Below are 10912 nucleotides of genomic sequence, written 5' to 3' on the forward strand. Positions count from 1 at the left end.
GAGTTGTTGCCGCCGCCGTGCTCGGCGTGGAGCACCAGGCACAGATCCAGCAGCCTGGCCTCCTCGGCGGTGTACTGGTTGTCGTGGCGGACGGAGTAGAGGAAGTTCTCCGCCACGCTCAGCCCCTCCTGGGGCCGGTGGAGGTACAGGGACTCGTTGTCATAGTAGTGCCGCTTCACCGCAAAGGCGTGGGCCACGATGGTGGGCACCCGGGCGATGAGGCCAACCGCCTGCCGCAGCTGGTTGGCCAGGGACAGGTCGTCGGGGTTGTCGTCGTAGGAGTACAGGGCCAGCACCGAGCGGGCCAGCTTGTTCATCACGTCGGGGCTGGGGGCCTTGATGATCATGTCCTCGGTGAACATGGGGGGGAGGGTGTGGTGATGGTTCAGCAGGGCCTGGAAGCCCTCCAGCTGCGCCCGGGTGGGCAGGGAGCCCATGAGCAGCAGGTAGGCCGTCTCCTCAAAGCCGAAGCGGCCCTCCCCCACAAAGCCGTCGATGAGGGCCTCCACGTCGATGCCCCGGTAGATCAGCTTGCCGGGGGCGGGCACCCGCTCCCCGTCCTGGACATAGTAGCCCATGACGCTGCCGATCTGGGTCACCCCCGCCATAACGCCGGTGCCGTCCGGGTTGCGCAGGCCCCGCTTGACCTGGTAGCGCTCATAGTCCGCCGGGTCGATCTGGTTATGCCTGCGGTATTCGCCGCATAGACTGTCCATAAAGGCGGTGTCCGCCGCCCATACCTCATTCTGCATGTTCTGTCACTCCTTTGCCCAATTTCGTTGTGTATTATTGTAGCCTTTTTTGCGGCCGCAGTCAATCTAAAATACAAAGCTGGGGGAAACCTGCATGGCAGTGAAGAAAAACTTGCAAAAAGGCGGCCTGCGTATGCGGCAGGTGGTGGCCACCGCCCTGGCCCTGCTGCTCACTCTGTTTCTCCTCCCCCTGCTCCTGCTGGGGGAGGGGGAGGCGCCGGAGGAGATCCCCACCGGCACCCTGCCCATCGACCGCACGGTAGTCACCCCCGGCGTGACGGCGGACAGCCGGGTTTCGGTGAAGGTGCAGGTGGGGGAGGGGGAGGTGCTCACCCTGTCCATGGACAAGTATCTGTGGCGGGTGGTGGCCGCCGAGATGCCCGCCTCCTTCGAGCCGGAGGCCCTCAAGGCCCAGACAGTGGCCGCCCGCACCTATACCCTGTCCAAGCTGGCGCGCACCTCGGAGAAACATCCGGACGCAGACGTGTGCACAGACATCACCTGCTGCCAGGCCTACATCACCCCCGAGGAGGCCGCCGTCAACTGGGGGGACAACGCCCGGGCCTACACCGACAAGATTGCCGCCGCCGTGGCGGACACTGACGGCCTGGCCGCCCTCTGGCAGGGGCAGCCCATCCAGGCCCTGTTCTTCTCCTCCGCCGCGGGGAAGACGGTGGACGCGGTGGAGGTGTGGGGCAACTCGGTTCCCTATCTCACCAGCGTGGACAGCCCGGAGGGGGAGGAGGTGCCCAACTACCACACCACCGTCACCGTGCCGGTGGAGGAGTTCAGGGCAAAGCTGCTGGAGCAGTATCCCGACGCCGATCTCTCCGGGGAGCCGTCCGGCTGGTTTACCAATCTGACCAACCGCTCCGGCGGCGGGGTGGAGAGCGTGGACGTGGGGGGCGTCCCCGTGACAGGCGCCGCCCTGCGCACCCTCTTTTCCCTGCGTTCCACCAGCTTTACCGTCACCGCCGACGCCGCGAACGTCACCTTTTCCGTCACCGGCTACGGCCACGGGGTGGGCATGAGCCAGTACGGGGCCAACGCCCTGGCCAGGGAGGGAAAGAGCTTCGAGGAGATCCTCAAGTGGTACTACACCGGCATCGACGTGGCCCCCTACACCCCGGAGGAATAGGGGATAGGCATAAAAAGGTTCCGGCCCAGCGGGCCGGAACCTTTCTCTGTGTCATGTTAGAAGAAGCCGCTCAGCGCCGGCCGCCCCTGCGTGAGCTGCGGCGCTCCGACTGGCGCAGCTCAGACAGCTTGCTGTCGGAGGAGGCCATGAACTGCTTGAGACGGTCCTCAAAGGTGGTGGGCTCCGCCGGGGCGGGCTTGCCCCGGAAGCCGCCGCCGCTGTGCCCGCCGGGCCGGCCGCCGGGCCTGCCCTGTCCCGCGGGGCGGGGCGGGGGATCCATGGCCTTTTTGATGGAGAGGTTGATGCGGCCGTTCTCGTCGATGCCGATGACCTTGACCTTGACCTCCTGCCCTTCCTTCAAATGATCCTTCACGTCGTTGACGTAGGAGTAGGCGATCTCAGAGATGTGCACCAGACCCGACTTGCCTTCCGGCAAGGAGACGAACGCGCCGAACTTTGTGATGCCTGTGACTTTTCCTTCCAGAATCGAACCAACACCAAACTCCATAGCTGCCTGTAAAATCCCCTCTCAAAAGTTTCAGTCAGTGAAACGGAAGATGTACTCGCCCGGCTCCACCAGGCCCAGCTTGCTCCGGGCCAGGTCGGCCTGCCGCTCGGGATCACCGCTGTTTTCCACGGCGTCGGCCAGCTCGGCGTTGACCTGCTTCTGCTCGGCCACCCGGGACTGGGCCTCGGCCAGATCCGCCTCGGCGGTGAGGATCTGCTGGCGCAGATTCAGCAGCCCGGTGGCGGCGCCGATGAGCAGAGCCAGAACCACCAGCTTGGTCAGAAGGGACGCTTTCTTGAGTTTCATGATCCGGCCCTCCCTCCGCCGCCGGTTGATCCGAACGGTGCAGTCCATCCATTTCCCTGTGTAGTACACCTATTTTATACCACTTGCGGCGATAATGGAAGGATTTTTTTGCGTTTTTTTCGATTTTTTTACCCAGGCGGGCCAGAAGCACAAGGGGTAGTGTCACCAGCCCCCACACAAGCCCAAGAAAATCCGCCAGGCGGTAGCCCAGCCAGAGAAACCACCGGCTGAGCAGCCAGAAATAGGCCGCCGCCCCGCCCAGCACGGCCAGCACCAGGTAGCCCCGCACCTCTCCGCTGCCGGCGGTGACGGTGTAGAGGAACAGGGCGGCGGTGACCACCAGCCAGAACAGCAGATCCAGAATCCCCCCCAGCAGGGGCAGGCGCAGACGCACCCGCAGGATGCGGAATATGTCGTAGAGCACCCCCACTGCCACACCCAGGCCCAGCGCGCCGGTGAAAAACAGCACCTGGGCCGCCATGGATACCGTCATCTCAGCCGAAGAGGCGGGAGAACAGGCCGCCCCGCTCCCGCCCGCCATCCTCATAGGTCAGGGAGTCGATGGAGCCCTCCACCCGGAGGTCGCCGCCGTCCAGGCTCAGCTTCTCGATGTGCAGCTCCTCCCCCCGTACCACCAGGGTGCCCCGGCTGGTGAGCATGACGATGGTGTTCTCGTCAAAGCTCTCCACCTCCTCCACCCCGGAGACCGAGAGCTGCTCCCGCTCCTCCAGAATGATGTGATGGGCCGCCTCCGGCCCCGGGCGCTTCTCCTCATAGGGCATACCCCACCCCGCCTTTCCATAGTCTTACCCCATGTATATGGGACAGGGGGGCGGCTTATGCCCGGGCGGCACGGGGCTACGCCGTGCGCCGGGCCAGGGCGGCAGCCAGCCGCCGGCTCAGGACGACGGCCAGGGCCAGCTTGGCCAGGTCGGGGAGGACGAAGGGGAACACGCACCACCCCAGCACGGTGACCAGCCCCACAGGGCCGGAGGCGGCGGCATACACCGCCGCGAACCACACCGAGCCGAACAGGTAGCACAGGGCCAGTCCCAGCAGGCAGGACACCAGGAACACCGGCGCGGACTTGCCCAGCCGCCGCTCCGCCCCCCACACCGTCAGCGCGGTGAGCAGGAAGCCGGCCAGGTAGCCGCCGGTGGCCCCCAGCAGGGCCCCCAGGCCGCCCTGGAACCCGGCGAACACCGGCAATCCCACCGCGCCCAGCAGCAGGTAGACCGCCACCGACAGGGTGCCCAGCTTTCCCCCCAGCACCCCCAGGGCCAGAAACACGGCGAAGGTCTGGAGGGTGAAGGGGACGGCGGTGGGGATGGAGATCCAGGAACAGATGGCAATGAGGGCGGCGAACAGGGCCGCCCGGGCCAGCTCTTGGGTGCGCATGGGTGGTTCCTCCTGATTGTAAACTTTGCCTTAAGTATAGTTTACAATATGCTGTTTGTCAACTTGATTTTTGAATCGGTTGACAAATAAAACCGGTACAGGTACAATGGAGGCAACCAATCAAGGAGGGATGTCCATGCTGCGGGACGAGGTGCTCTCCCTGCTGAAGTCGGGGGAGGAGCTGTCCGGGGAGACCATGAGCCAGACCCTGGGGGTGAGCCGGGCGGCGGTCTGGAAGGCCATCGAGACCCTGCGGGGGGAGGGGTACGCCATCTCCTCCGCCCCCCGGCGGGGCTACAGGCTGGAGGGCTCGCCGGATCTGCTCTCCGCCGGGGAGCTGGCGGCGGCGGTGGCCGGCCGCCGGGTGGGGAAGGAGCTGATCTGCCTGGAGACGGTGGACTCCACCAACAACGAGGTCAAGCGCCGGGCGGTGGACGCCGTGCCCGACGGGCTGGTGGTGCTCGCCGGGGAGCAGACCGGGGGCCGGGGCCGCCGGGGCCGCTCCTTTGTCTCCCCGGCGGGGAAGGGGCTGTACCTGTCCGCCCTGCTGCGGCCGGACTGCCCCCTGGAGCAGGTGTCCGCCCTGACGGCGTGGACGGCGGTGGCGGTGTGCGACGCGGTGGAGGAGCTGTGCGGTATCCGCCCCGGTATCAAGTGGCCCAACGACGTGATCCTGGACGGCCGCAAGCTGTGCGGCATCCTCACCGAGCTGGAGCTGGAGGCGGAGACCGCCGCCCTGCGCTATGTGGTGGTGGGCCTGGGCCTCAACGTGAGCCAGACGGCGGCTGATTTCGGCCCGGAGGTGGCCCCGGTGGCGGTCTCTCTGGCCCAGGCCCTGGGGAGAGCACCCCGCCGGGCGGAGGCGGCCGGGGCGGTGATCGCCGCCCTGGATCGGATGGCCGCCGACTTCCCCCGCCGGTGGGGAGAGTGGCTGGAGCGCTACCGGGCGGACTGCCTCACCCTGGGCAGACCCGTGCGGCTCCTTCGCGCCGGCGGGGAGGAGGAGGCCGTGGCCGAGGCCGTCGACGAAACCTTCGCCCTGGTGGTGCGCCGCCCCGACGGCCGGCGGGAGACGGTGTCCTCCGGCGAGGTGTCCGTCCGGGGCCTGCTGGGGTACGTGTAGGCACGCAAATGCAAAAGCAGCTTTGAAATTCCGTACGATGGGAGGAAATACAGTGGACGAGCTGTGGCTGAACTGGGCAGTGGAGCTCCAGAGCCTGGCCCAGGCCGGGCTGACCTACGGCAAGGACGTGTACGACCGGGAGCGGTATGAGCGGATCCGGGAGATCGCCGCCGAGATGGTGGCCCACAGGACGGACATCCCCCTGGAGAAGGTGAAGGGCCTGTTCTGCAATGAGACGGGGTACCAGACCCCCAAGCTGGACACCCGGGCTGCCATCTTCCGGGACGGGAAGATCCTCCTGGTGCAGGAGCGGGACGGCCGGTGGGCCCTCCCCGGCGGCTGGGTGGAGGTGAACCTGTCCGTGGGGGAGAACACCGTCAAGGAGGTCAAGGAGGAGGCCGGCCTGGACGTGACCGCCGACCGGATTATCGCCGTCCAGGATCGGGCCAGGCACAACCAGCCCCGGTACGCTTACGGCGTGTGCAAGATCTTCGTGCTCTGCACCCTCCTGGGTGGGGCATTCCGGGAGAACAGCGAGACCCTGGGCTTTTCCTGGTTCTCCGAGGACAACCTTCCAGAACTGGCCGGGGAGAAGAACACCGCGGAGCAGGTGCGCCTGTGCTTTGCGGCCCACCGGGCGGAGCACTGGGTCACCCAGTTCGACTGACCGCCCTCCGCAACCCCGGGTTGCGGAAGTTCCAGCCACGGCTGGTTGCGCCGCAACCGGCCTCTGGGGTATGCTCATGGTGGAATCCAGACCAGATCACACCAGGAGGTGGCAGTGATGAAGCTGTCCGAGAAAATTCTCTACTATCGCAAGAAGGCCGGGCTGTCCCAGGAGGAGCTGGCCGGCCGGGTGGGGGTGTCCCGCCAGGCGGTGAGCAAGTGGGAGCTGGGCGACGCGGCGCCGGAGGTGGACAAGCTCCGGGCTCTGGCCCGGGAGTTCGGCGTCACGGTGGACGAGCTCATCTCCGAGGAAGCGCCCAGAGAGCCGGAGCAGGCCCCGCCGCCCCAACATTCGCCCACGGCGGGCTGGCTGGGCCGCATGGTGGGCCGGTGGGGCTGGCTGGCCGGGGTGTACATCGCCCTCAGCGGGCTGGGGGTGGCCCTGGTGGGCGGCCTGGCCCGGTTCGCCTTCTCCCGGATGTTCCGGATGGTGTCCGCCGGGTGGGGCGCCATGGATCCCTTCGGCTCCGGCGGGTGGGAGCTCGTCCTCCCCGACGGCACGGTCACATCCGGCGGTATGTCCGGTATCTCCTCCATGGGCCAGGTCTTTTTGACCTTCGCCACCGTCATCCTGGCGGTGGGGCTGGTCATCACCCTGGCCGGGGCGGTGCTGGCGGTGGTGCTCTACCGGAAGGGGCGCAAAAACGGCTGACCCGGCAGTCTCCGGACAAAAAAGCCGCAAGTCTGAAAATTCAGGCTTGCGGCTTTTTGACGTCTGTATTATAATAGGCCAAGTCATGTGTCAAGACACCTGTAAAGGGAGAGAGAGTATGGGAAGCGTCAAGGAGTTCTGCAAACGGAAAAATATTGTCATCTCGGCCAGGCGGTACGGGGTGGACGCCCTGGGGGCCATGGCCCAGGGGCTGTTCTGCTCCCTGCTCATCGGCACCATCCTCAACACCCTGGGCACCCAGCTGGGCCTGCCCTTTCTGGTGACGGTGGGGGGATACGCCTCGGCCATGAGCGGCGCGGCCATGGCGGTGGCCATCGGCTACGCCCTCCAGGCCCCGCCCCTGGTGCTCTTCTCCCTGGTGACGGTGGGCTACGCCGCCAATGAGCTGGGCTCCACCACCCTCTCCGGCGGCAGCGGGGCCGGCGGCCCCCTGGCGGTGCTCTTTATCGCCGTCATCGCCGCCGAGCTGGGCAAGGCGGTGTCCAAGGAGACCAAGATCGACATCCTGGTCACCCCCCTGGTGACCATCTTAGTGGGGGTGGGCCTGTCCGCCCTGTGGGCCCCGGCCATCGGCACCGCCGCCTCCGCCGTGGGGGACTTCGTCCGCTGGGCCACCGTGCTCCAGCCCTTCTGGATGGGCATCCTGGTGTCGGTGGTCATCGGCATCGCCCTCACCCTGCCCATCTCTTCCGCGGCCATCTGCGCCGCCATCGGCCTCACCGGCCTGGCGGGCGGGGCGGCGGTGGCGGGCTGCTGCGCCAACATGGTGGGCTTCGCCGTCCTCTCCTTCAAGGAAAACCGCTGGGGCGGCCTGGTGAGCCAGGGCCTGGGCACCTCCATGCTCCAGATGGGCAACATCGTCAAGAACCCCCGCATCTGGCTGCCCGCCATCCTCACCTCCGCCGTCACCGGCCCCCTGGCCACCTGCGTGTTTCGCCTGGAGATGAACGACCCGGCCTCCGCCGTAGCCTCCGGCATGGGCACCTGCGGCATGGTGGGCCCCATCGGCGTCTACGCCGGGTGGGTTAACGACGTAGCCACCGGCATCAAGGCCGCCATCACCGGCTTTGACTGGCTGGGGCTGGTGCTCATCTGCTTTGTCCTCCCCGCCGTCCTCACCTGGCTGTTCGGCCTGTTCTTCCGGAAGATCGGCTGGATCAGGGAGGGAGATCTCACTCTGGAGTAGAGTGAATCGTGAATAATTGCGGGGCGGCGCGCCCGCCAGCGGGGCACAAAAAACGGTGCGGCACCTGCCGCGCCGTTTTTTTACGGGGAAATTGACAGATCCGGCCCCGCTGTGTTGTTATAGAGGTGAAGGGGGTGAGGGCCGTGGAGAGCCAGCGGGCGGAATATCTGGTACACACCTACGCCGACGCCATCCTCCGCATCGGCCACACCTGGCTGGGAGATCTGGACGACGCCAAGGACATCTGCCAGACGGTGCTCATCGGCCTGCTGGAGGACGGCAGGACATTCCCCAACGTGGGACAGGAGCGGGCATGGGTGGTGCGGTGCACCGTCAACGCCTGCAAGAACTGGAAGAAGAGCGCCTGGTTCCGCCGCCGGGCGCCCCTGGAGGAGGGGCTCCACCTGAGCGCGGAGATGCCGGAGCCGGGGGAGAGCCCCCTGCTGGAGCAGGTGAACGCCCTGCCCCCCAAGTACCGGCAGGTGCTCTACCTGCGGTATTATGAGGGATACCAGGTGAAGGAGATCGCGGAGCTGCTGGGCCAGAGCCCCGCCCTGGTGAGCACCCACCTGGCCCGGGCGAGAGCAAAGCTGCGGCAGCGGCTGGAAGGGAGCTGTTATGATGGATAACCGCTATCGGGAGGAGCTGGATCGGATCCGGCTGACGGAGGAGAGCAAGGGGGCGCTGGCCGCCGCCCTGGCGGCGCGCCGGAGCGCGCCGGAGAGGCGGAGCCGCCGGGCCCCCCTGCGGCGGCTGGCCGCCCTGGCGGCCTGTGTGTGCCTGGTACTGGGGCTGATGAACTACCCGGCGATAGCCGCCGGGGCGGAGCGGGTGTTCCGCTATATCCTCGGCGTGGGGGCGGCGGAGACCAGCGCCTCCCTGCTGGTGCAGGGGGAGGGGATCAGCCACGGGGACGGGGACTTCCTCTACCTCATCGACGGGGCCTACCAGCGGGACGGGGTGCTCACCGTGCCCCTGGACGTGGTGTCCCGGGAGGAGAGTCCCGACAGGGAGGCGGCCATGCGCTACCGCCTCACCGTGTACGACGCCGAGGGGGAGCGGCTGCCCCAGGTGTACCGCTGGGACGGGGAGCTCCGGGAATTTCGGGGCGCAGAGACTGTAAGGTTCCAGCCGCTGGACGCGTACTCCAACTGGCTGGCCTGGACCTGGCTGCCCCAGGGCTATGCGGGCGCCGCCAGCAATTGCTTCCTGATGGGGACAGAAGGGAGCGCCGGGGGGCCCTATACCTTTGACGTGGATCTCTACATCACAGGCAGGGGTTGGCAGCGCACTGTGTGGAGGGGCGGCACACTGGAGCTGGACACCCCCCAGGCCGTGGAGGCCACCGAGGCCAGCCGCACCTTTGCCGAGGGCACCGTCACCGCCCTGGTGGGGGCAGACGGGCGTAGCGTGTCCTTCTACGGGGAGCTGGCTCCCCGGCTTGCCCGGCAGGGGGAAACGCTGATTCAGCTGAGTGTGCCCACGGTCTGGTTTGTGGACGAGCGGGGGAACCGCTATCCCTGTGACCAGCTCCGGTGGTCTTTCTCGGAGGTGTTCTGGCCGGAGTTCCGGCTGGCGGAGCAGACGGAGGGGGAGATCGTGGCCATCGAGGTGAACGAAGTATACTTCAACATCGTTCGCACCGACCAGCCCCAGGACAGCCCCCAGCGCCAGTACATGCCGGATTACAACGACCTGGGCTGGGTCATTGATCTGACCTGATGCAGATGCCAAAAAACCGCGAAGGGAATGCCCTTCGCGGTTTTTTGCGCTCTGGCGGCGGTCAGGAGATGGCCTCGGCCCCCACCTCATAGGTCCAGGTGCCGTCGGCGTTCTGCCGGACGGTGCAGTCCACAAACATGTAGGCGCCGATGCCGGAGGTCCACTTCTCCGCGTCAAAGCCGTCCTCGGCGGAGCCGGTCAGGACGAACAGGCAGCCGTTTTCCCAGCGGTAGAGGGACACGCTGTCCTCCTGTCCCTCCGCCGGCTCCGTCATGGGGGTGAGGTAGCCCGCCTGCCAGATCTCCTCCAGGGTGCCGGTGATGGGCATGAGGCCGTGGGCATTGCCGAACACCCAGGCCAGGGCCGACTTCTCGCTCTCCGTCAGGTCGGTGAGGCCGGAGAAGTCCACCCCCAGCTCCTCCAGATCTGTGTTGAGGCCGGGATCCGCCTCCCACAGATCCTCCAGCACCTGGAGGTAGAGACCGCAGCGGTCGTCCCGCTCCGTCCGGGTGTGCTCCACGGCGGTGACGCCGCCGAACTGGGCCGGGTAGGTCTCCAACACAATCTCATAGTACACGTTGATGAGCTCCCCGTTTTCCACCGGGCGATCCAGGGATAGCCCCTCCGTGCTCAGGGTGTAGACCTCTCCGGCAGAGCCGCCGTTGGCCGCCAGCACAAGGTTCCCGGTCTCCGCGCCGGCGACCACCCGGAAGGTGGCGAACCAGGGGGCCTGATCCACCAGGACGGCGTCCACGGGCTCAGGGGCGGGCGAGTCCCCCGGGGCGGCGGAGCACCCGGCCAGCAGGAGCGCCAGCGCCAGAACCAACAGGCTTTTTCTCATGGAAAATCCCTCCTTTACCCTGTTGGACGAGGAGGACGTAAAAAAGTTCCGGAAATGCACAGGTTCCTCTTGACAGAGGATGGGGATAAGCATATGATTACAACATAAAGATTTGTTTAGGAGGCGAGGCCATGACCCAGCGGGAACGGCAGATTCTCCGGTGGATTGAGGAGAACCCCCTGATCTCCCAGCAGGAGCTGGCGGACAAGGCGGGCATCACCCGCTCGTCGGTGGCGGTGCACATCTCCAACCTGATGAAGCAGGGCCACATCGCCGGCAAGGGCTACATCGTCCGCACATCTCCCTACGCGGTGGTGGTGGGCGGCGTCAACATGGACATCGGCGGCCGGCCCCACGGAAAGCTGGTGGGGGCGGACTCCAACCCCGGCCAGGTGCGCATGAGCCTGGGGGGCGTGGGGCGGAACATCGCCCACAACATGGCCCTGCTGGGGGTGGATGTGCGCATGCTCACCGCCTTCGGCGACGACATGAACGCCCAGCGCATCGCCGCCTCCTGCGGCGAGCTGGGCATCGACATC

At 66.8% G+C, this 10912-nt stretch carries 14 protein-coding genes and 1 pseudogene; 8 read left to right on the top strand and 7 right to left on the bottom strand.

Annotated features, from left to right (window positions below; all coding sequences use genetic code 11):
• The coding region (locus QZ378_RS10250; protein ID WP_291258191.1) for a citrate/2-methylcitrate synthase at positions 1 to 752 on the bottom strand (752 nt) is incomplete at its 3' end.
• Between the two features lie 94 nt (positions 753 to 846).
• Between QZ378_RS10250 and spoIID the strand changes: the two genes are divergently transcribed.
• The gene (gene spoIID, locus QZ378_RS10255) at positions 847 to 1890 is read left to right on the top strand and encodes a stage II sporulation protein D (RefSeq protein WP_291258192.1); all 1044 of its coding nucleotides are present in this window, start codon (positions 847 to 849) and stop codon (positions 1888 to 1890) included.
• 70 nt (positions 1891 to 1960) lie between these two features.
• On the opposite strand, the gene QZ378_RS10260 is transcribed toward spoIID, so the two are convergent.
• From QZ378_RS10260 to QZ378_RS10275, 5 genes and pseudogenes are all read right to left on the bottom strand, one after another.
• Positions 1961 to 2398, bottom strand: a complete 438-nt coding sequence (locus tag QZ378_RS10260; protein WP_087241088.1) for a S1 RNA-binding domain-containing protein — start codon at positions 2396 to 2398, stop codon at positions 1961 to 1963.
• 30 nt (positions 2399 to 2428) lie between these two features.
• Positions 2429 to 2704: a septum formation initiator family protein gene (locus QZ378_RS10265; protein WP_291258193.1), complete on the bottom strand. Its 276-nt coding sequence runs from the start codon at positions 2702 to 2704 to the stop codon at positions 2429 to 2431.
• 232 nt (positions 2705 to 2936) lie between these two features.
• Positions 2937 to 3251: pseudogene (gene yabQ, locus QZ378_RS13010) on the bottom strand (spore cortex biosynthesis protein YabQ); the annotation flags it as partial.
• Positions 3199 to 3486, bottom strand: a complete 288-nt coding sequence (gene yabP / locus QZ378_RS10270; protein ID WP_087241094.1) for a sporulation protein YabP — start codon at positions 3484 to 3486, stop codon at positions 3199 to 3201. The gene yabP and the pseudogene yabQ, both read right to left, overlap by 53 nt.
• Before the next feature lie 76 nt (positions 3487 to 3562).
• Positions 3563 to 4102, bottom strand: a complete 540-nt coding sequence (locus tag QZ378_RS10275; RefSeq protein ID WP_191379195.1) for a biotin transporter BioY — start codon at positions 4100 to 4102, stop codon at positions 3563 to 3565.
• Between the two features lie 136 nt (positions 4103 to 4238).
• On the opposite strand from QZ378_RS10275, the gene QZ378_RS10280 reads away from it, so the two are divergent.
• The 6 genes from QZ378_RS10280 to QZ378_RS10305 all read left to right on the top strand — a co-directional run bounded on the left by QZ378_RS10280 (position 4239) and on the right by QZ378_RS10305 (position 9532).
• Positions 4239 to 5225, top strand: coding sequence for a biotin--[acetyl-CoA-carboxylase] ligase (locus QZ378_RS10280; RefSeq protein ID WP_291258194.1), 987 nt, complete (start codon positions 4239 to 4241; stop codon positions 5223 to 5225).
• A gap of 52 nt (positions 5226 to 5277) precedes the next feature.
• Positions 5278 to 5892: an NUDIX hydrolase gene (locus QZ378_RS10285; RefSeq protein WP_366935198.1), complete on the top strand. Its 615-nt coding sequence runs from the start codon at positions 5278 to 5280 to the stop codon at positions 5890 to 5892.
• Positions 5893 to 6009: 117 nt separating this feature from the next.
• A complete protein-coding gene (locus QZ378_RS10290; RefSeq protein WP_291258196.1) occupies positions 6010 to 6603 on the top strand; it encodes a helix-turn-helix transcriptional regulator in 594 nt (197 codons plus the stop codon).
• 118 nt (positions 6604 to 6721) lie between these two features.
• The gene (locus QZ378_RS10295; RefSeq protein ID WP_291258197.1) at positions 6722 to 7810 is read left to right on the top strand and encodes a PTS transporter subunit IIC; all 1089 of its coding nucleotides are present in this window, start codon (positions 6722 to 6724) and stop codon (positions 7808 to 7810) included.
• Positions 7811 to 7953: 143 nt separating this feature from the next.
• Complete coding sequence (locus QZ378_RS10300) at positions 7954 to 8439, top strand: sigma-70 family RNA polymerase sigma factor (protein WP_291258198.1); 486 nt, start codon at positions 7954 to 7956, stop codon at positions 8437 to 8439.
• On the top strand, positions 8432 to 9532 hold the full coding sequence (locus tag QZ378_RS10305) for an RNA polymerase subunit sigma-70 (protein WP_291258199.1): 1101 nt from the start codon (positions 8432 to 8434) through the stop codon (positions 9530 to 9532). The genes QZ378_RS10300 and QZ378_RS10305 overlap by 8 nt, the downstream gene beginning before the upstream one ends.
• Positions 9533 to 9593: 61 nt before the next feature.
• On the opposite strand, the gene QZ378_RS10310 is transcribed toward QZ378_RS10305, so the two are convergent.
• Entirely contained in the window at positions 9594 to 10373 is a 780-nt protein-coding gene (locus tag QZ378_RS10310) for a hypothetical protein (RefSeq protein ID WP_291258200.1), read from the bottom strand.
• Positions 10374 to 10504: 131 nt separating this feature from the next.
• Here QZ378_RS10310 and QZ378_RS10315 point away from each other — a divergent pair.
• Positions 10505 to 10912 (top strand): PfkB family carbohydrate kinase (locus QZ378_RS10315; protein ID WP_291258201.1); only part of this gene is annotated, 408 nt, incomplete at its 3' end.

Origin of the sequence: Flavonifractor sp. (assembly GCF_019422385.1) — a bacterium.
GTDB lineage: Bacteria > Bacillota > Clostridia > Oscillospirales > Oscillospiraceae > Flavonifractor > Flavonifractor avistercoris.